Origin of the sequence: Vibrio sp. 10N.222.49.C9 (assembly GCF_041474985.1) — a bacterium.
Lineage (GTDB): Bacteria > Pseudomonadota > Gammaproteobacteria > Enterobacterales > Vibrionaceae > Vibrio > Vibrio crassostreae_C.
In genome coordinates this window covers 28237-49383 of record NZ_JBFRVD010000011.1, presented here as the reverse complement: position 1 = coordinate 49383, position 21147 = coordinate 28237, and the positions used below count along the sequence as shown (strand labels likewise).

Below are 21147 nucleotides of genomic sequence, written 5' to 3'. Positions count from 1 at the left end.
CCCTAGCGCGTGATAGATTGTGTGGAAGCGTTGGCAGGATGTGTTGTTATGCTCCAGTTTATGAAGTGTAGCTAGAGTGCGGAGTTGGCAATGTCTTCAATAAATTTCGAATCCACGTACGGTGTAATAACTATTCAAGATATGAATGTAGTGAGTGTTGACGCTAACTATGCTCGCATCTATGGATACCAATCGCCCGAAGAACTACTTTCTAATATCGATAGCTTTCTAGATCTAATCTCAGAAGATTATCATGTTCTCGCCTATCAAAATTACCTTGAAACGGTCAGTGGTCAACGCGACCCTCAGGTTCACACCTATACCAATATTGATCGTAATGGCAGAGAGTTCACTGTGTTTTCTATCGACCATGTGACGGAGTGGCAGGGAAGACCTGCACTGCAAGTCACGGTGATCGATCTTTCCCCAGCGATTCAGCTGCAAAATGCGGTGCTTGAGCAAGATAAGATGTATCACGACATGATCATGCAATCTGGGCAGGGCATCTTGGTTCACCGAGATTTCAAGCCGCTGATGGTTAATCAATCTTGGGTCAACATGCAAGGCGCGGCTTCCATCGAGCAAGTATTAGAGCTGGACTCTATCCTTGAACTGGTACCAAAACAGAATGCCGATGGCATCAGCAAGCACTATCACGCGATCGTATCAGGGGAGTTGTCAGGTACTAGTACCGTGGTTGAAAACATTGGCTTTGACGGCGTTCATCGGTTCTTCAATATTTACGACAATGCGATTACTTGGAAAGGTCAGCCAGCCGTTCAGGTTGTGCTCGAAGATGTGACTCAAAAGGTGATGCTGGAAAAGCAGTTGGTACACCAAGCGAATTACGATGAAATGACGGATTTGCTTAACCGTAGGGCGATTTATGAGTGGCTGAGAGAGCACCTTGTCTCTGAGACTCACTTAGTGTGTATGCTGCTTGATATCGATGACTTCAAATCGATCAATGATACCTACGGGCACATGGTGGGTGACGAGGTAATTTGCGCATTGGCTGATATTGCTAAGCGTAATGTTGAGGCTGTGGGCGGTGTCGCAGGTCGATGGGGCGGTGAAGAGTTCATTGTATTTATCCCTAATGCGTCGCCTCAGATTTCGCGTCAAGTGTCTGATCAGATCCGAGAGCAGTTTAATCAAACCGAATTTAAGATTGATGAACAGTTACGATTTAATTCGAGTGTCAGTATCGGAATCAGTGATAGCCAAGCCTGTGAAGACGGTGTCACGATTGATGCACTCGTGAATTTAACCGATCAATCTCTCTATCGCGCGAAAGCCAACGGCAAGAATTGTGTAGACGGAGATGTGGTTGCGCTCTAACGCCTAAAATCGTCATCGAAAGCGAATAGGATCGACAACGAAAAATGCCCTCAAGTCATCACTTGAGGGCATTTTATTTTTTGGCTATTCACTAAGCGCTTCTAACTATAAGAAACGTTTAAGTTCTACAAGTTATGCAGACACTTCCACTTCGTAAGAACCAAATTTACGGATGTTAATCACACCTGTATCTAGGATAAGGTATTGGCCTTTAATGCCTTGAAGTACGCCTGTCACTTCAGGATTCTTATCAAAGTTGTGCGATACAATCTTCACTGGGTGCTGCTCAACTGGGTAGCTCAATGAAGTGATGTTTTCGCTCAGAATCTCGATTGCATCGTCACCAAACTTCGCTCTGATCTCTTGGATCTTATCTTCAACCAATGGCAATAGTTCTTTGGCTTTTTCTACCAACTCCATATCGTCGCCATCGCCTTTTAGCAGCGTGCGCCAGTTGGTTTTGTCAGCAATGTGCTTCGCTAACTCAACTTCGATCAGGCCAGAGATCTGACGTGTTTTTACCTTCAAGATAGGCAAACCTTGAGTCGCGCCTTGGTCAATCCAACGGGTAGGGATTTGAGTATGACGAGTGATACCCACCTTTAGGCTTGATGTGTTTGATAGGTAAACGAAGTGATCAACCATGCAGTTCTCTTCACCCCATTGAGGCTCACGACATGTGCCTTCATCGTAGTGACAAGTCTCTGGTTTCATGATGCACATGTCGCAGCTTGCTAGCTTTTTCATGCACACAAAGCAGTGGCCTTGAGAGTAGCTTTTCTTGGTTTTCTTACCACACGAACAACAAAAAATATTGCCGGTATGGGTAAGGTTGATGGTTTTACCAATCAGAGGGTTTAGCTCTACAAACTCTTCACCTACAGGTAAACGGTAAGTAACCGCACCATCAAGGGAAGCACTCATCTTCTTGAGTGTTCCTTTTGCTAATAAAGACATGACATTACTCGTTGTATTTTGATTATTATTTCGTCCACTCGCTCGCCTTGTGAACAGGCGATACGGTCAACGATGATTTGCGATGAGTATAACAAATAGAGTCTGCTTTTATACGCAATATTGCTCGATTATTGCGATGGATAATTGATGGTAAACACTCAGTTTAAATTATGGTATGACATTTTGTTCAGGCGTGATATAACGCTTTTTAGTGGATTATTGGTATTAAGATCACTAATTTATCTAACTTGTTTTTTATCGTGAAATCCCAACTATAGGGATATTAAGCAGGAAGCTTAGACGTGAAGTGGATCCATAAGATTGTTATCTTTCTAGTTATCGCAACGCTTGCCATTGTGCAGTATTACCGTGTGAGCGGAAATCGTGTGATAACGGCAATTACCCCTGATAAATATGAATTTATCGCGACCAGTGATCAAGTTGATAGGGGAGTCAGTACGTCCCAGTTATCCTATGAAAATGGACAGTACACTCTCGATTGTGAACTTAAAGAATCTGAGTATCCGTGGCCTTACTGTGGGCTGTCGATTCGTATCAACCCTGACATCACCTCGGGCCTTGACCTTTCTCAGTACCACACCTTTAGAGTGAACATTGATTACCATGCGGAGGCTGACTCTAGTGGCCGTTTGAGAACCTATCTACGTAACTACAACCCTGCTTATTCAGTTCCTGATGACGAGTACACGCACAAGTACAATGGGATGGAGTTTTCTCCAGGAATCGATGGTGGTGTGATTGAAATCCCGATCAAAAATCTGCAAGTGATGACATGGTGGCTGGCTGACAACGACATTGCGTTAGAGCATTCGGCCCCTGAATTTTCGAATGTGAATATGGTTGAGTTTGCTACTGCGTCTGGAGCGAAACTCGGTCACCACAGAATCGTCATCCGCAGTATTGAGTTCGAAGGTTCGTATATCACCGCAGAAAGCTTGTTCATGATCCTACTGTTTGTGTGGGTGGGGACGGGCACCGTATTCTTGCTGTCAGAGTTAAACCGTTCAAGAAAACGCATGGTGATCGCAGAGAAAAGACATCACCACTTAAAGAACGTCAATCGCGCACTGAGAGAACAGAATTTTGAATTTTCAGAGATGGCCCATCGTGATGAGTTAACCGGAATACTAAACCGCCACGCGATTCGTGATTGGTTGAAAATGCAGTCACAACATGTGAAGCAAGGACATGGCAAGCTGGGTATGTTGTATCTCGATATCGACTACTTCAAGAGTGTAAATGACAAGTACGGACATCAAATGGGTGACCATATTTTACGCGAGTTCAGCATGGTGGTGGGCAGTTCGATCAGCGCTACCGACAAGTTGGTGAGATGGGGTGGTGAAGAGTTCATTGTTTTTTGCCCTGAGACCGAAGCCGGAGAGGCGCAGATAAAAGCTGAACGCATTCGATTATTGGTTAGCCAGCACCTTTGGGTTCATGGCGATCCGCTGACATGCAGTATCGGTGTTGCCGAGATGAAGCAAGAGCGAGTGACAGAGACCATTGCTCGCGCTGATGAAGCTTTATATCAAGCAAAGCATTCAGGTCGAAACCAGGTGATCTTGAGTCACTAATCTGAAAATTGTTTTGATGAGTTTATAAGCCACACGTGCATAGGTGACGTGTGGCGTTTTTATGGTTCTTCTCCCAAAAGCCAAAACAAAAAAGGTGGCGCGGGGCCACCAAAAGGGAAAGCGTTTCTTGTTTTTATATGCCCGTTCAGTGCTTGCTTACGCTGAACGGGCATTTTTGTCTTGGTTAAACCGGGGGAAGTTCAACCAGTTTAGGGGAGCATTCCTGTAAGCATGCGCTTATAGAACGTTAGTGTTTACCAGAAGATCCAAGCGAACAGAGTCAGAACTAGGATACAAACTAGGTTCAACACCATACCGATTCGCATCATCTCTTTCTGCTTGATGTGACCCGAGCCAAACACGATTGCGTTTGGTGGTGTTGCAACAGGAAGCATGAAGGCACAAGACGCAGCAACAGCGATCAGTGCAGACAAAATAACTGGCGACATACCAAGTGCTTCAGCGATGGTTGCGAATACTGGCACCAGAAGTGCTGCACTCGCTGTGTTACTCGCAAATTCCGTTAGGAATACCACGAACGCTACCACGGCTAGAATCGTAAGCAGTACGCCAGCTGTTTCTAAAAATCCGCTTAGTGAGTGTGCTAAGAATACGCTGGTTCCTGTCGCTTTTAGAATGTTACTTAAGCAGATACCACCACCGAATAGGATAAGCACACCCCAGTCCGTTGTCTTCTCAACGTCTTTCCATTCCACCGCTCTAGAAGCGCCAAGCAGTACAATTGCGCCAATCGCTACTAAGCTATCAAATTTAGAGAATCCGCCAATCATTGCGTTGATTGGTTTACCGAATATCCAAAGCGTTACGGTTAGAAGGAAGATAGACAGTGTGATTTTCTTGCTGTTTGTCCACTCAACTGGGGCATGGTCTAGCTCGAATTTGTGGTCAAGCTTCGGCTTAGTCATCACGTAAAGAATAATCATCGCGATTGGAAGTAAGATCATTGAGATAGGTAGGCCAAGTGCCATCCACTCTGTGAAGCTTAAGCCAACTTCTGCCGCCGCAATTGCGTTTGGTGGGCTACCAACTAAGGTTGCGATGCCACCGATTGAAGCACAGTAAGCAATACCCAGTAGCACGAACACGTAGGTGTTGCGGTCTTCACTTTGGTCAACCTTGTTCATGATGCCAAGAACAAGGGGAAGCATCATTGCTGTGGTAGCTGTGTTTGAGATCCACATTGATAGACCTGCACTCACACCGAACAACATGAACACCGCCACCGACATTCTGCCTTTTGCTATCAGCAGTACTTTGTCAGCTATCGCTTTATCTAGCTCTTGCTTGTTCAGTGCGGCTGCCAATGCGAAGCCACCCATGAATAAGAAGATGATTGGGTTTGAAAAGTTAGCCAGCGCTGCGGGCGTGTTGAATACACCAAACAAGACAGCCAATAGGGGAACGAGCAAAGCGGTGATGCTGACGTGAATAGCTTCTGTTAACCATAGAATGGCAACGAACACGAGAATACTCAAACCAGTATTGACTTGTGATTCGAAAGGAAGGGTGTTGAGCAAGAGTGCGAATAGCGTGAAATTACCAATTAATATCATGCTGTTGCGGGTGAACAACCAGTGTTTCAGTGTAGTAACAAGTGCCGTCATAAGACGCTCCTTTTGTTATCCTCGTTTTATTGGTGCACGACTTCATTGAGTCGTGCTTATTATTTTCGAGGTATATAGCTTGATGTAGGGTCAGACTTTGTTGGGAGAATGTTACTTAAGTTAATAAAGGCGTGTTGGTGTGTTTTTGTGTAACAGTGGGGAAATGTGAGGCAACAAATTCAAAATGTGTAGTTTTCTACACATCTGTCTCTGCTGGGTCTGCAATAGGGTTTGTTGTAGGATCTACAACAGGGTTTACAGAGGGGTCAGTCATAGGGTTTGGAATCGGAAATGATTCCGGTTTTGGACTCGATTGAATGGGCTCTTTAGGTCCAAGGAACTTTGGCGTTGTCCCCATAATATACAAATCTAAGAAGGCTTTGGTACGCGCAAAAACTTCACGCAAACGGATAGAGGTGCCTGAATGATGAGTAGGGCCTGAAACCGCTAAACATTGTGCATGAATATCGTAAGAATTAGCGATAAATAGTGCTCTTTCACAGTGGAATTTCTGAGTAATGATCAGGAAGTTGTCGGTGTCGAAGATCTTTTTAGCGCGAACAATCGAGTCTAAGGTTCTAAAGCCTGCGTAATCGAGGTTAATGCGTTCATCGGGTACACCCGCTTTCAGCAAGTCGCGTTTCATCGTCCACGGCTCATTGTAAGAGCGATGAGCGTTATCACCACTTAACAGAAACTGGTCGACTTTTTCACGGTCGAACAGCTCAATCGCGGCTTCGATTCGGTGCTTATAATAGTCGTTGAGTGTTCGACCCAAATATTTGCTCGTGCCAAGCACAACGGCGACCTCAAGCTCGGGCACTTCATCTATATCGTAGATGATGCGATCTTCCGCTTGCCATGAAACCCAATAATCGATCGCAATAACCGCAGCGCTGCCTACTAAGAACACGAGGAAAGCGCCAAACAGAAAACCTTGCAGTTTTTTGTAAGCTTTTTTTATGTAGCTACGGATAATGTGAGAATCAAATTTCACTCTCGGTATGGTCCTTTCACTGAGCATTAATTTTTGAGTGCTCGATAATACCAAATAAAAATGAGAAAAATCAGTTAAAAAGACAAGACAGTTTAAAGAAAAAAGCCCCTGCAATTGCAGAGGCTCATATAAGAGTCGTTAACGCTCTTTATTCCAAGCGCAGTACGCTTTATTAGAATGCCGTGCGCTTGTAGCGACGGTAAACTGGCTGCCAGAAGTGCTGGTCAATCGCTTGTTGCAGTGCTTCTTCAGTGATCTCTAGAGCAACGCCCTGTTCAATCGCCTTTTTACCTACCGCAAGAGCAATTTTCTTAGATACCGTGTGGATCTCTTCCAATGGTGGAAGTAGGGCACCTGTGCCATTGATTGCTAGTGGAGAACACGTAGCAAGTGCACGGCTTGATTCCATTAGCATTTCGTCAGTGATGCGTGAAGCATTCACAGCCAATACACCAAGGCCAATACCTGGGAAGATGTAGCTGTTGTTACACTGAGCGATTGGGTAAGTTGTGCCGTTGTGAACGACTGGCTCAAATGGGCTACCTGTCGCAACAAGTGCTTGGCCATCAGTCCAACGAATAATGTCGTTTGGCGTCGCTTCAACACGGCTTGTTGGGTTCGACAGTGGGAACACGATAGGGCGTTCACAGTGTAGGTTCATCTCTTTGATGACTTCTTTGCTGAATAGACCCGGCGCCCCAGATACACCAACCAATACGGTTGGTTTCGCGTGACGAACAACGTCTAGTAGTGAGAAGCCAGTGCCATCGCTTTCCCAGTCTTTAGTATTTGCGTTGGTTTGAACTAGGCGCTGTTGGAAATCAAGCAAGTTCTGCATGCCTTCTTGTAGCAGACCCCAACGGTCAACCATGTAAACTTGAGAGCGAGCTTGTGCATCGCTGATACCTTCAGACACCATTTGGGCAATGATAGCTTCAGCAATACCACAACCTGCAGAACCCGCACCTAAGAAGGTGATGCGTTGATCTGAAAGTTTGCTGTTTGCTGCTTTACATGCTGCAAGTAGAGAACCAACCGTTACGGCTGCTGTGCCTTGGATATCATCGTTGAAACAACAGATGCGATCTTTGTAGCGCTCAAGCAGTGGCATTGCGTTCTTTTGTGCGAAATCTTCGAACTGAACTAATGCATCAGGCCAACGGCGTTGAACCGCTTGGATGAACTCTTCAACGAATGCATCGTAGTCAGCACCCGTAATACGAGGATGACGCCAGCCCATGTACATTGGGTCAGCAAGACGTTGAGGGTTGTTAGTACCCACATCGAGCACGATTGGTAGCATGTAAGCTGGGCTGATACCGCCACAAGCTGTATAAAGTGCTAGCTTACCAATTGGAATACCCATACCACCGATGCCTTGGTCTCCCAAACCAAGAATACGCTCACCATCCGTAACCACGATAACTTTAACGTTGTGGTTTGTCGCATTATTCAGTAGGTCATCGATACGATCGCGGTTCGGGTATGAGATAAACAGACCACGGCCACGACGGTAAATATTTGAGAAGTTCTCACATGCTGCGCCAACCGTTGGCGTGTAAATGATAGGCATCATTTCAGAGATGTGGTTTTGAACTAAACGATAAAAAAGCGTTTCATTAGTGTCTTGGATGTTACGAAGGTAGATATGCTTATCCATATCACTTTCGAAGTTACAATATTGTTTGTATGCACGTCCTACTTGCTCTTGGATTGTTTCGGTTGTTTCCGGTAACAAACCTTCAAGGTTGAAAGAACTGCGCTCTTCAGCAGAGAATGCGCTGCCTTTGTTTAGAAGAGGTGTACTTAGTAGAGCAGGACCAGCATAAGGGATATATAGAGGGCGTTTATCGTTGTTCATTGGATGCCTAATATGGGAGAAAGGGTAACTAAAAAATGATAACGGTTTAGTTATTCAATTGTAAATAGTTTCTCCGCGATCTGAGCAAACAAAATGATATTCTTACCTCTGTCCCACACTTATCGAATTTCAACACGATAATTCGTTATACTTTGCTCACACTTTTCGCTACTCGCCATTTTATGTCATTACTTCCCATCGATGCTTATCAAAACGTATTCCACGAACAAATCGCTAATTCTCACCTTGTCGTAGAGGCGGAAACCGGATCAGGTAAATCAACGCGCCTGCCACTTTGGGCCTCTCAACATGGACGAGTGTTAGTGGTGGAGCCAAGACGCATCGCGTGTACATCACTGGCTAAATATCTCGCGCAGCGATCAGGCGAGAAGTTGGGTAGCAAAGTGGGCTATGCGATTAAGCTTGAGTCGGAATACAACGAGCAAACTAACGTTGTTTTTGTGACGCCCGGTATCGCGCTGCGTTGGTTATCAGAAGATGGATTAGCTAGTTTTGATGTGATCGTGGTGGATGAGTTTCACGAGAGGCGCTGGGACATTGATCTGCTGGTGGCGATTCTGAAACAAAAAGCGAGTCATCGTTTGGTGATCACTTCAGCAACCATTGAGGGTGAACGCCTTGCTCATTATTTGGATGCGAATCGCATAAGCTGTGAAGGGCGAACCTATCAAGTTGAGATTGAGCACAGAGCGAATGAATCCAGAACACTGCCTGATATCCGACATCTAGAGCAGCGTATCGCGGAAGAAGTGAATCATCAGCTGATCGCTTCTTCTGGCGATATGTTGGTTTTTCTGCCGGGTAAAAAAGAGATCGTGCAATGCGAACAAGCCTTGGCGAAAAATCCAGATATCCAAGTCGTTAAATTGCATGCGTCGGTCAGTGATAAAGAGCGAGATTCAGCCTTATCGGGTCGTAATATCAATACTGAAGGTAATGGCCTGAAAAAGGTCATCCTTGCGACCAACGTTGCAGAAACCTCATTAACCATTCCTGACATTGGCGTGGTGATAGATTCAGGATTAGAGAGACGCACCGTTCAGCGTAATGGCAGAACCACACTGATGCTTAAATCCATATCACGAGCGAGTGCCAAACAGCGAGCTGGCCGCGCGGGTAGGGTAATGGATGGCGTTTGCGTGCGTCTATATGGTGAACATGCGGCGTTAGAGTTAGTCACACCGCCTGAATTGCAGCGTGAAGAGCTGACTGAACCTATGTTGGCCGCAGCATGTTGTGGATCTCCGCTTGAGAGCTTGTCCTTCCTTGACCCTATTCCAGAGAAATCACTCAACAGTGCAACTCAAACCTTGCTGACGATGGAAGCGATTAACGCCGACCATCAAGTTACCGAGCATGGTAAAAAGCTGTATCCGTTGCCGATTGATGCTTTGTATGCCGATATCGTTACTCGAATCAAAACCAAAGCATTAAAAGAGGCGATGGTTGATCTCACTGCGGCGCTGTCCGTTCCTGCTCGCTTGTATCAGTTACCAAACAATGCAGAACATCTTGAAGCGCTCGCGCAACAAGAGAAGGAAGGGTGTGATTTAAGCCTGTTGATTCAGATTGTGCGCGGTCGAGAATATCCGCATTTAGACATCGACCAACAGGCTCTGAATGAAGCTCAAGGATTGGCGAAGCAAATGCGGGAGGTATTTGAACTTCCTCAGCTAGAAGTCGCGTCACGTTTCCAACGCATTGAATTGCTCAAGACCATTGTGAATCTGCATCCTGAACTGGTGTTTGTGCGCCGACTGAAAAGGAAAGAAGCCTTTGCCAATGGTGTTTTAGAAGTGGTGCTCGGTCGTCAGAACCGTTTCCCTGATAATGCACAAGCGATGTTGGTGTTGGATACTCACAGCTTGCCGGGAAGAGGCGTTAAGCAAACACTGACCTTAGCGACGGTCACGACACCCATTCCTCTTGAGCTTCTCATTGATGCTGAACTAGGAGAGTGGGAGCAAGGCGAAACCGTTGTGAATGATGATGGTGTTTTTACCGAGATGGCATTGGTGTACGCAGGCCGCACGATTACAACCAAACTCGTCGCCGCTGAAGGGCAACTATCGTTAAAACCTATCGTCGACCTTGTGTTAAATGGAGAGCAGCTTCCCGGTTTTGCAAAGGCTCGCACTCAAGAAATCAAACACTGGCAGTTGTATGTGAAACTTGGTCTCGATGAACAAACTAAATACACACCAGAAATTGAGAACATTAACTTTGAGCTATGGTTTATAGAGCAGCTTGAAGTACTAGGTGTTACTGATGTCAGCGAATTGGAAATGTTCGATCATGCAGACATACCGTTCGATGGCATTCCAACTTGGCTCTACTCAGAATTTTCGGAAAAATACCCGTTTGTATTGAGCCTTGCCGACTTGCAACTCGATGTTGAATACTTGCCCGCAAGAAAGCTGATTTACGTCCATTATCAGTCGGGTAGCCGAAAGTTATCGCCAAAACGTTGGGAGCTACCGACATGGTCTGGTTGGCGTATTCAGTTCAAAAAAGCGAGTCGAATAATTGATATCAAATAGATGGATAAGTTTTATCTCTAAAATATTAATCAAATAGATGCATATATGATTTTTCAGTGCTTATTTTGTTACAAGTTTGATTTTTATATTCCTTTTTAACCAATCAAAAGGTCATAAAAGACTATTCTTCTATATCCTATTGCTATAAAGAAAGAGTTGATAGATATTGAGTATATTGTGTTGCCAAAGTGTCGGGGGACATCATGGATAAACAGGAAGAGACGCGTGTAGAGTTCGATTACACAACATTTCTTGGCGCCTCATGCAGTAAAAAATGGACTTTTCTGGAAGCACTCACCACAATTGCGCCAGTGTTCAGTACCGTCTGGCGAGATAGCATTAAAGAGTTGGGCACCCCAGAGGATCGTTTATGGCAGATGGCATTGAAATCAATGTCGACGCGTAAAAGTGATGAGTCGAACATTGTTACCTTACTCAAGCTCGCTAAGCTGGAAGGGATCAATGAGCTCAAAGTGGTGATGCCATATTCACTTGAAGAAGAGCAGATCGAGTATATTGAATCGCGCAGTCATTTAGTGATTGCGGGTAATTCTGGAGAAGAGTTCACGATTAAGCTGTAACTTCAGCTCGCCTATAATCTCTCTCGAGGAATAGTAAAAACGTACACGTAAAAAGGGCCTCAAATATTGAGGCCCTTTTAGTATCTAAAACTTGAGTCTACGAGCTTATTAGCTTTCGAGCTTTTTATTTTGAGATTAAGCGATTAAGCGATTAAGCAATTAGCAATTAAGCAATTAAGCAATTAGCAATTAAGCAATTAGCAATTAAGCGACTAGTCGATTAGACCATAGTCAGCGCGCAGTACATCGATGATCTCTTGCTTAGGATTTTCGCTCAGTACGATCTCCGCACCTGTGATTTTCGCTGCGATATCAAGGTAAGTGCGAGACAGAGACATTAGAGAATCCAGTGGAAGTTCATTGTCACGAGCCAATGCTTCACGTTCTGGCATACGCTCTTTATTCAAAAGAATGTCGGCATCAGGGAAGTAGTTAAGCAAGAACTGACGGAAGCCTTCTTTTGAATTCTCAACGATGTTGCCGTTGTTATATTCCTGAGTATCCCAAATGCGAGATGAATCTGGAGTACCGACTTCGTCCATGTAGATAAGCTTTTCTTTGCCTTGAGCATCGTTGACGTAGCCAAACTCAAATTTGGTATCAACAAAGGTTTGGTCTACTTTTGCTAGCGCTTGGCTGATTACGTTGAAGCCTTCTTTAAGAAGTTTTTCGTAATGCGCGATGTCGCTTGCTTGAGTAAAGTTGAATGCTGCGAAGTTATCTTCGATGTTGTTGCGTGTGATGTTCACATCGTCAGCTTCTGGAACGCCAGGAATACCTTTCAGAATCCCTTTTGTTGAAGGCGTGATCAGTGGCTCAGGCAACTTCTTGTCTTTCTCAAGGCCTTCAGGCATCTCGATACCACAGAATTCACGTTCGCCGTTTGCGTATGCACGCCACATTGAACCAGTGATGTATTGACGACAAATCGCTTCGATCATGACTGGGCGAGCTTTTTGTACAATCCATACGAACGGGTGAGGGATATCAAGAATATGACTGTCAGCAAGTCCGTTGTCTTTAAACAATTTGAACCAGTGGTTAGAGATAGCATTCAGAGCCGCTCCCTTACCTGGAACACCTTTAAGATTCCCTTCACCACGCCAGATACAATCAAATGCAGAGATACGGTCACTGATCACCATGATTGCTAAAGGCGCATCTGGTGCTACATCGTAGCCTTTCTCTTTAATTAGTCGTTGGCTATCTTCTTCAGTTAACCAGTAGACCGAACGAACCTTGCCACTGTGGACAGGTTTATCAGTACGGATTGGTAGGTCATCATTTACGGCAAGAACTTGATCAGCAAGGCTCATTTAGACATTCCTATCTTTTATCAAACGTCATACAGAGAAGTGCGGTGTGCACATGATTAGACGGGCATTATACCCAATCTACTATTTGCTTCCAGAGAAAAAGCAAACGATTGCTAAATCTGTTGTTTAAATAAAAACCCCCGCCTAACAATCCGCTAAAAAATGGGCGAATTGTAGGGCAGGGGAAGGCAGTATGTTTGGACTGTGTTTTGGCGAATTGTTTCTTAAGTTAAATTAAGTTTGTTAGCTAAAAGATTAAGCTATGTTTGTGGACCATGTTTTTGAGCCAAAATGTTATTAAGCCAACATGTTATTAAGCAAGGTGGCTTAGTGAATACGCTCTGAATTTGCATCCATAAAGAAGACTTCACATTGAAAGCGTAACCCTAATGTTCTTAGGTACTGTTGGCTGAACTGATCAATCGATGCACTTGCAACAATCGCGCTCGCATTCTTAGAGCGGATTGCTTTCTCGACAGTCTCTACCTCAGTCATTTGATGAGAGGCTTTCATATGAATAACGCGGTCGCAGCAAACATTATGTTGCTTAAGCTGCTTAGCCGATGGTCTTGGTGTTTGAGCCGTAAACAGTAACCACTGATGTTGATTGGACAGCAACGCCATTCTTGCAAACAACGCTTCCTCGTTTGAATTTTTGCTTTTACGAGAAACTGATGTAAATGCGCAGTGAACTAGCGGGCTAGAGTGTTGTGCTTTAACGTGTGCTTGAATCATTTTGCTGTCCTTATATACATGCTGTATGTGTATACAGTAGTTTTAGTTGCTTATAAGATCAAGCGTTTTTTGCGGGATTATTGGACGATTTCGTCTGAGGTTATGGATGGTAAATGATTAAATCATTGAAAGTATTCGATAAATTAAATTTGAATGAATCTGCTGTTTTGTATCATAAGTTGAATAAATGTGAGCTTTATACAGGTGTATACACTGGTTTTTGCAGAAAAGTACTGTATATACCTGTATAGAAGAGAGAACAAAGAAGAAAGAAGAAAGAAGATCTAAAACCACAGGCACAAAAAAAGCGCCTTAGGCGCTTTCTTATATTTCACGGTGTTGCTTATCTCAATGTCGCTTGGGAGAGTTTTGCTCTCATTTCCATTTCACCAATATTGAACTGGCGAACATCAATGGTTGCAATATCATTGCACTCGTTACATGCATGATGACACTTACCATCTAGGTAGTCGTGCTTTTTAACTAGGCTTGGCTTTTTGCACCAATCACAAACGCCTTCTATTGTGAACATATTCTCTCCTCACCTGTTTAAGTCAGGTGTATTTTCGGCGCAAATTATGACACAAGTAAGACCCATTAGTTAATAGTTTGTTACCCGTTTTTGAGAGGGGGATCGATTGCAACACCAATAAAATCGATATCTTTGAGATCTAGGAAAATGAAGATGTGTGTTTGTTTACGGTTTTGTAACATTTTGTAAAATGGTTTTTAGCGCATTGTTCAAACGTTTCATTTCTTCGTCACATCCGTGACCATCTGGATGGTAGATCTTTGATAGCTGTTTGTATCGGATCTTGATGCTTTTCTGGTCGGGGATTGAGCTAGGTGTGTAGCCAAATAGCGCGCAGGCCACCTGCAAATTACTCAGACCTTTGCTGTTTTTCTGCTTCTTCAATTCGTGGAACATAGTGTTCAGCTGGCGTTTTTGCTGCTTAATCGTAAGGTCCTTCGAGCTAAGCTGCGCTTCAAGTGATTGTTGTTGCTGTCGCGAATCACCCGACTTTAGAGCTTGTCTTTTTCTTGAGATAACGAGCGTCGCAATAATGCTGATGATTGAAATCAACACGGCCAACGCAGCACCAATCATATAGTCAGAGCTAGTTAGGTTAGAACTGGAGAGGTTAGAGCGTGATGCTTGGTTAGATTGAACGTGCTTAGATACCCCCTGACTGGTGTCTATTTCAGAGTCGATGCTGTCATCGAGCTGTTCTATTGAAGAGATCTGTTTTGCACGTTGCTGGTTGAATTGTGCTTCCAAAATGCGGTTGTAGCCCTCTTCTGCTTGTGGATTATCTTTTAAGGCTGCTTCATACCATAGCTGCGCTTTATCTAATGGTTGAAGGAGGTCTTGTTCTAGCGAGGATTCGTAGAGTTTTGCTACCTCGATAGGTGCGCGCTGGTTACCTTGCAACGCCGCTTTAATAAACCATTCCAAAGCAAGCTTGTTACTTTGTTCAACACCTGTACCTGCCAAGTACCATTCACCCAGTCTAAATTGCGCGTTTGGGTTGCCGTTTTCTGCTGACTGCGTGTACCAATACAATGCATCACTGGTGCTAACAGGAACGTCGACACCCGATTCATAAGCTTGAGCCAATTGGTATTGAGAAACTGGATCTTGAGGTTGTGATTCTAGTGAAAATTCATCACTGCTTGCTGCGTGCACGAAATGTGTGGTGGACAGTTGAATCGTGGAAAAGATGAGGGCTAGAAATAGTGTTCTAAGAAATGATGATGACAGAATGTTGGATAGGATCAGCAAAAGATAAGTCTCGTAAAAAAGCCCAGAATCGATATGTCAGTATGAATACGCTTTATGGTCGTTGATTATTATTATCACGTTAAATGAGTAACATAACTGATAAACAACTATATAGAGGTTAATTCAATAGATAAAGATGGACTGGGCTTTAATCGTGCTACTTAAGCGGCAAGATTTGAATTTCTACGCGACGGTTACAAGCACGACCTTGAGAGGTGTTATTGTCACATAGAGGGTAGCGCTCACCGTTACCACGAGCAATAGCACGACCTGCAGCAACGTCTTGAGAGATCAAGAATGCACGAACAGATTCAGCTCGACGCTCAGAAAGGATTTGGTTCGTCGATTCGCTGTCAGTGTGACCTTCAATCACTAGGCTAGTGTCTGGGTATTCAACTAGGATGCGAGCAACGCCGCGAAGGGTATTGTGAATGCTTGATTCCAAAGCGTAAGAGCCAGAATCAAAACCGATGCCGTTTTCTAGGCGAAGTAGAAGTTGGTTCTCACCGACACGTTCAACTTGAACGCCTGAATTCATTAGCTCTTCACGAAGGGCAGCTTCTTGTCGGTCAAAGTAGTAACCAATACCACCACCAACAGCGGCGCCACCGGCAGCACCAATAAGTGCACGTTTACCACGGTCTTTAGAGTCACCAGTTGCAGCACCAGCAACGGCACCAGCGAGTGCACCAATTAGAGCGCCTTGAGTTGCAGAGTTAGCCTCAGATTCGCCAGTTGTCGCGTTTTGGCGTTGAGTTGCCTGACAACCCGTTAAAGCGATAGTAAGCGCTAGGGCTAGTGTGATTTTTTTAACGTATTTCTCCATCATGTACTTCTGTCAAACGAATGAATCCGAGTGACAAACATAGTCCTGTAAATCTTATTGATGGTTTTTATCAATACGTCGAAGCAATGTAAAGTGGCTCTATGATTTAGTTATCTTTTTAGCTGCCTGGGTACCGCCAACTGGTCGATTAACAGACAATTTACGACCTTTCTTCAAACCAACTTCATAATCGGCGGTGAGGTTTTTCATCGCTTCTCTCAGTTGCTGCTTGAACGTTTCACGGTCGATATTTTTGAATTCTTTATCAATGTAGTTATTGATCTTGTTGTTTGATTCGTCGTCTGGGGTAATGGTTGGTAGCTTTTCAAGCGCACCTTCAACCCAGCCTGAAACAAACGAGTTTACGCGGCGAGTCACTTCTAATGACCCTGTGCCAGAGCCAGCAAAGCTATTTCTGAACTGGCCGGTGTGTTCATTCAGTTCACGATAAATGATATCGAAAGCGAAGGCTGCGAAGATCGCGCGGTCGGCTTCACCAATGAACTCAACACGCTTGAGGCCTTTATGATTCAGCAATACGGCTTCTACGCCAAATTTGGTGTTGATACCGCGAATAACACGCAGCAGTGTAGAACTGATATTTGCAGGTAACAGGTGACTGGACTGAGTTTTCCCCATCTTGATAAATTCAATATCGTCTTTTTCGAGACCATATTTCAGCATCAAGTTATGCGCCATTTTTATCGCATTGGCAGCTTCATTGACGTTCGCAGAATTTCCAAGCTCAAGACACTTGGCAATTTTCTTTAGGGCTTTTTTCTTATCCATCGACAATTTAATCAGTACCGCAAATTTTTAAAAGTCCAACATTTTACATGTTTTCGCGGGTAACAGAAAGGCAAAACTGGTTTGATGAACAAGGAAGGCGGTGAACATTGAACTGCATGAGCCCAGTTGGCGGTAAAAACAAAAACGCCATCAAGCGTATTGATGGCGTTAGTGACACGTTTTTTCAATATGTCTAGAGCATTCGTAAACTAGATACCCAGTTCATCGAGTAGATCTGCCGCAGAATCATTGCCAGAGCTTTGAGCTGGCTTGTTCGCTTCTTGCATTTTTTTCTGAGTCGCCTCAAGAATGCTATCTGGACATTCGTCTTCTGCGATTTCAAATTCTTCTAATTGAATGAACTCAGTCTTATCCATCGCAAGCTCAAGGTAGAAGATGTTGTTATTAGCGGTAGAGAAGGTCACACGACGAGCTTGTGGACGGTCGAGATTGGTATCAACAGAAAGGTTAACTTGCTTGTTCAGAGCCAGCATTTTCGGTTGGTTTTGTGTGATGTTGGTTTGCAGCTCTTTGCGGATTTTATTGGTGAAATCGCCAACTAATTGGTTCATCAACTCACCCAATACATCACCCACTTCGTCTGAAGTATGAAGCACAGCAAGCTCGTTTTCAGGCATGCCCATATTGCGCATGTAATTGGTGTAGATCTCTAGCGCTGCTTTGGACGTAAAATTAATAACAACGAGACCAGAAAAGCCGCCGTCAAACAGAACGAAGCAACCAAAATCTGGCTTTAGGCTTGTCTTGTTGATCTTTTGAACCATGGCTGAATAGGACACCTGAGAAGCCGTCGCTGAAGTCAGTACGCTTGAGACTGATTGGCATAGTTTAAGAAGGATATCTTCAGTTGTGACTCTTTTGTTTTTTTTCATTGTGATGTGCTCGTGGAGATGTCTTAAACAAAATGTTATTCAGTATATTGTTACTGAATTAAGACGAAAGTGACTATTTCTCCATTCTTGCACTGAGATTCTGATTTGATCACCTTTTTATATGATCTTAATAGTAGTAAAGTGACGAAATTCAAAGAAAATTATTAAAAATCTCAGATAACCCAATGCTGATAGGATCAGCGAAGTAGGGGCAGGAAGCAAATGTTACCAAGACTTCAACTCAATGCTGATGTCGATCCAGTTGTCGTACGCTTTTTAGATGAACTAAAAACAGCGGGCTTTACTGGCGACATTGAATCTCAATATTCTAGCCGTTTGGCTGTGGCGACTGATAATAGTGTCTATCAGCAATTGCCGCAGGCGGTCATCCTTCCTAAAACAACGCAAGACGTTGTGCTTATCGGTAAAGTGGTTTCTAAATCCGCTTACGAACGCGTGACTTTTTCCCCTCGTGGCGGCGGTACCGGAACCAACGGACAATCTTTAACAAAAGGTGTCGTGGTTGACCTGTCGCGATACATGAATAAGGTTCTTGAGATTAACGAGAAAGAGGGCTGGGTAAGAGTTCAGTCTGGTGTCGTTAAAGATCAATTGAACGACGCTGTTCGCCCTTATGGTTACTTTTTCTCTCCTGATCTATCAACCAGTAACCGAGCAACCTTGGGTGGCATGATCAATACCGATGCTTCGGGCCAAGGGTCATTGAAGTACGGCAAAACGTCTGACCATGTATTGTCGCTGCAAGCGGTGTTCGCAGATGGTTCATGTCTAGAATCTGATTTATCACACGGCTTACCTGTAGAGGGTGAATTCGCTCACCATGCACTTGCGGTGACAGAGGCGGTTTGTCGAGACAAACGCGCTCAAATCTTAGATAAATTCCCTCCGCTGAATCGCTTCTTAACAGGCTATGACCTAAAGAATGCAATCAACGAACAAGATGACAGCTTTGACCTAACTCGCGTTCTATGTGGCGCTGAAGGTTCTTTAGCATTCATCACGGAAGCAAAGTTAAACCTAACCAAGATTCCAAAAGCGCGCACACTGGTTAACGTGAAATACAACACGTTTGATTCTGCGCTGCGTAATGCGCCGTTCATGGTGGAAGCGAAAGCACTGTCTGTTGAAACGGTAGATTCAAGAGTATTGAACCTAGCGAAGCAAGACATCGTTTGGCACACCGTGAGCGATTTGCTGACTGATGTTCCGAACAAAGAGATGCTTGGCATCAACATGGTTGAGTTTGCAGGCCAAGATGAAGCGGAAGTTGAACAGCAAGTTCAAGCGCTGACTGCACGCCTTGAAACCATGGTTGAAAGCGAAGAAGCCGGCGTGATTGGTTTTCAAGTTTGTAGCGATTTGGCGAGCATTGGCCGAATCTACAACATGCGTAAGAAAGCAGTGGGTCTGTTAGGTGCGGCGAAAGGCCGAGCTAAGCCAGTCGCTTTTGCTGAAGATACTTGTGTACCACCAGAAAACCTCGCGGATTTCATCTCTGAATTTAGAGTGTTACTCGATTCAAAAGAGTTGAATTACGGCATGTTTGGTCACGTTGACGCGGGCGTATTACACGTTCGTCCAGCATTGGATCTGTGTGACCCGATGCAAGAAGCATTGATGCATGAAGTCTCTGATGAAGTGGTTAAGCTGGTGGCGAAATACGGCGGTTTAATGTGGGGCGAGCACGGTAAAGGTTTCCGTTCTGAGTATGGCCCAGACTTCTTTGGTGAAGAGCTGTTTACCGAATTAAGACGTATTAAAGCAGCATTCGACCCGCACAACAAGATGAACCCAGGCAAGATCTGTACGCCTTTAGAAAGTGACGCTGAATTGGTGAAAGTCACCGATACCAAGCGTGGTTTCTACGACCGTCAGATCGACGTACAAGTTCGTGACAGCTTCAAGCAAGCAATGGAATGTAACGGTAACGGCTTGTGTTTCAACTACGATACTAGCTCGCCAATGTGTCCTTCAATGAAAGTTACGGCTGACCGACGTCACTCACCCAAAGGCCGCGCAGGCTTGGTAAGAGAGTGGTTGCGTCAACTGACTGAACAAGGCGTTGATATTCTCGACCTTGAGCAAGAAGCGTTGAAAGACAACACACCCGTTAAGACTATGATTGAGCGTGTTCGCAATACGATGAACAAACGCCATGAGTACGATTTCTCGCATGAAGTTCATGAGGCGATGAACGGTTGTTTGGCGTGTAAAGCGTGTGCGAGTCAATGTCCGATCAAAGTCGATGTACCAAGTTTCCGTTCTCGATTCTTGAACATCTACTACTCGCGTTACCAGCGCCCTGCAAAAGATTATCTAGTTGCCAACATTGAAACCATGCTGCCGCTGATGGCGAAAGTGCCAAAAGTAGTCAACGCTGCATTGGGTCAAAAGTGGATCCAAACGGCAACAGCTAAAACGGTCGGGTATGTTGATGCACCATTGATGTCGGTGCCTACGCTCAAAAATCGTCTAGCGAGTAAAGAGCTGCAACTCTTCGATTTACAGTATTTAGAAGGCTTGTCTTCTGAACAGAAGAAACAGCATGTGCTGATCGTTCAAGACCCGTTTACCAGCTTCTATGATGCCGAGGTGATTGAAGACTTCGTCACTCTGGCTCAAAAACTTGGCAAAACTCCGGTACTGCTGCCGTTCAAACCGAATGGTAAAGCGTTGCACATCAAGGGCTTCTTAAATCGTTTTGCACGTGAGGCGAAATCGACTTCGGATTTCTTGTCGATGGTGGCGGATATCGGAATTCCTTTGGTCGGTGTTGATCCTGCTCTTGTGCTTTGTTACCGCGATGAATACGTCGAGATCTTAGGTGACAAGCGCGGCGACTTTGATGTACTTACTGTGCATGAATGGTTAATGCCATCGCTAGGTGAGTTCGAAGCACGCTCAGCAAGTGAAGATATGTGGTACTTGTTCGCTCACTGTACAGAGAAGACCAAGATGCCGAACGCTGAAAAAGAGTGGGGCGCTATCTTTAAGCACTTTGGTGCTGCGTTAACCAGCGTTCCTGTCGGCTGTTGTGGTATGGCGGGAACTTTCGGCCACGAAGTCGATAAGCTACAAATGTCGAAAGACATATATGGTTTAAGCTGGAAGCCTCAAATGCAGGACTTACCAAAAGATCGTTGCTTGGTGACGGGCTATTCTTGCCGCAGCCAAGTGAAGCGTTTTGAAGGTGAGAAGCTTGCTCACCCATTACAGGCGCTAGCAAAAATTCTCTAATACATTTAGCCCAGCAATTGCTGGGC

15 protein-coding genes and 2 pseudogenes are annotated in these 21147 nt (G+C 44.6%); 5 read left to right on the top strand and 12 right to left on the bottom strand.

The window, feature by feature from the left end:
- Nucleotides 1-90 precede the first annotated feature (90 nt).
- A complete protein-coding gene (locus AB4585_RS04490) occupies nucleotides 91-1341 on the top strand; it encodes a diguanylate cyclase (protein ID WP_372169379.1) in 1251 nt (416 codons plus the stop codon).
- 132 nt (nucleotides 1342-1473) lie between these two features.
- Here the strand turns inward: AB4585_RS04490 and AB4585_RS04485 are convergent, their stop codons facing one another.
- Complete coding sequence (locus tag AB4585_RS04485) at nucleotides 1474-2298, bottom strand: DUF2797 domain-containing protein (RefSeq protein ID WP_017063586.1); 825 nt, start codon at nucleotides 2296-2298, stop codon at nucleotides 1474-1476.
- A gap of 302 nt (nucleotides 2299-2600) precedes the next feature.
- On the opposite strand from AB4585_RS04485, the gene AB4585_RS04480 reads away from it, so the two are divergent.
- Nucleotides 2601-3896 (top strand): GGDEF domain-containing protein, encoded by a 1296-nt coding sequence (locus tag AB4585_RS04480; RefSeq protein ID WP_065585186.1) that lies wholly within the window; start codon nucleotides 2601-2603, stop codon nucleotides 3894-3896.
- A 254-nt stretch (nucleotides 3897-4150) separates the two neighbouring features.
- On the opposite strand, the gene AB4585_RS04475 is transcribed toward AB4585_RS04480, so the two are convergent.
- The 3 genes from AB4585_RS04475 to AB4585_RS04465 all read right to left on the bottom strand — a co-directional run bounded on the left by AB4585_RS04475 (nucleotide 4151) and on the right by AB4585_RS04465 (nucleotide 8379).
- The gene (locus tag AB4585_RS04475) at nucleotides 4151-5521 is read right to left on the bottom strand and encodes an SLC13 family permease (RefSeq protein ID WP_372116000.1); all 1371 of its coding nucleotides are present in this window, start codon (nucleotides 5519-5521) and stop codon (nucleotides 4151-4153) included.
- A gap of 196 nt (nucleotides 5522-5717) precedes the next feature.
- The gene (locus tag AB4585_RS04470) at nucleotides 5718-6518 is read right to left on the bottom strand and encodes a vancomycin high temperature exclusion protein (protein WP_017063589.1); all 801 of its coding nucleotides are present in this window, start codon (nucleotides 6516-6518) and stop codon (nucleotides 5718-5720) included.
- 172 nt (nucleotides 6519-6690) lie between these two features.
- Nucleotides 6691-8379, bottom strand: a complete 1689-nt coding sequence (locus AB4585_RS04465) for an NAD-dependent malic enzyme (RefSeq protein ID WP_055318335.1) — start codon at nucleotides 8377-8379, stop codon at nucleotides 6691-6693.
- A 182-nt stretch (nucleotides 8380-8561) separates the two neighbouring features.
- Between AB4585_RS04465 and AB4585_RS04460 the strand changes: the two genes are divergently transcribed.
- Both AB4585_RS04460 and AB4585_RS04455 read left to right on the top strand, forming a co-directional pair.
- The gene (locus tag AB4585_RS04460) at nucleotides 8562-10940 is read left to right on the top strand and encodes a helicase-related protein (RefSeq protein ID WP_372169378.1); all 2379 of its coding nucleotides are present in this window, start codon (nucleotides 8562-8564) and stop codon (nucleotides 10938-10940) included.
- A 203-nt stretch (nucleotides 10941-11143) separates the two neighbouring features.
- Nucleotides 11144-11521, top strand: a complete 378-nt coding sequence (locus AB4585_RS04455) for a hypothetical protein (RefSeq protein ID WP_017059766.1) — start codon at nucleotides 11144-11146, stop codon at nucleotides 11519-11521.
- Nucleotides 11522-11733: 212 nt separating this feature from the next.
- On the opposite strand, the gene AB4585_RS04450 is transcribed toward AB4585_RS04455, so the two are convergent.
- From AB4585_RS04450 to AB4585_RS04415, 8 genes and pseudogenes are all read right to left on the bottom strand, one after another.
- Complete coding sequence (locus AB4585_RS04450; RefSeq protein WP_372169377.1) at nucleotides 11734-12837, bottom strand: phosphoribosylaminoimidazolesuccinocarboxamide synthase; 1104 nt, start codon at nucleotides 12835-12837, stop codon at nucleotides 11734-11736.
- Nucleotides 12838-13164: 327 nt separating this feature from the next.
- Nucleotides 13165-13572: a SulA-like leucine-rich domain-containing protein gene (locus AB4585_RS04445; RefSeq protein WP_017055178.1), complete on the bottom strand. Its 408-nt coding sequence runs from the start codon at nucleotides 13570-13572 to the stop codon at nucleotides 13165-13167.
- 343 nt (nucleotides 13573-13915) lie between these two features.
- A complete protein-coding gene (locus AB4585_RS04440) occupies nucleotides 13916-14104 on the bottom strand; it encodes a hypothetical protein (protein WP_017059767.1) in 189 nt (62 codons plus the stop codon).
- A 165-nt stretch (nucleotides 14105-14269) separates the two neighbouring features.
- Nucleotides 14270-14707, bottom strand: a pseudogene (locus AB4585_RS04435) (hypothetical protein); the annotation flags it as partial.
- Between the two features lie 80 nt (nucleotides 14708-14787).
- A pseudogene (locus AB4585_RS04430) lies at nucleotides 14788-15355 on the bottom strand (tetratricopeptide repeat protein); the annotation flags it as partial.
- Between the two features lie 157 nt (nucleotides 15356-15512).
- Nucleotides 15513-16181, bottom strand: a complete 669-nt coding sequence (locus AB4585_RS04425) for an OmpA family protein (RefSeq protein ID WP_372050980.1) — start codon at nucleotides 16179-16181, stop codon at nucleotides 15513-15515.
- Nucleotides 16182-16280: 99 nt separating this feature from the next.
- Nucleotides 16281-16970, bottom strand: a complete 690-nt coding sequence (locus tag AB4585_RS04420; protein WP_017059769.1) for a DUF2786 domain-containing protein — start codon at nucleotides 16968-16970, stop codon at nucleotides 16281-16283.
- Nucleotides 16971-17179: 209 nt separating this feature from the next.
- The gene (locus tag AB4585_RS04415) at nucleotides 17180-17863 is read right to left on the bottom strand and encodes a DUF3334 family protein (RefSeq protein ID WP_371721117.1); all 684 of its coding nucleotides are present in this window, start codon (nucleotides 17861-17863) and stop codon (nucleotides 17180-17182) included.
- 222 nt (nucleotides 17864-18085) lie between these two features.
- Here AB4585_RS04415 and AB4585_RS04410 point away from each other — a divergent pair, with 222 nt between their 5' ends.
- Entirely contained in the window at nucleotides 18086-21121 is a 3036-nt protein-coding gene (locus AB4585_RS04410) for an FAD-binding and (Fe-S)-binding domain-containing protein (RefSeq protein WP_372169376.1), read from the top strand.
- Nucleotides 21122-21147: the final 26 nt, after the last annotated feature.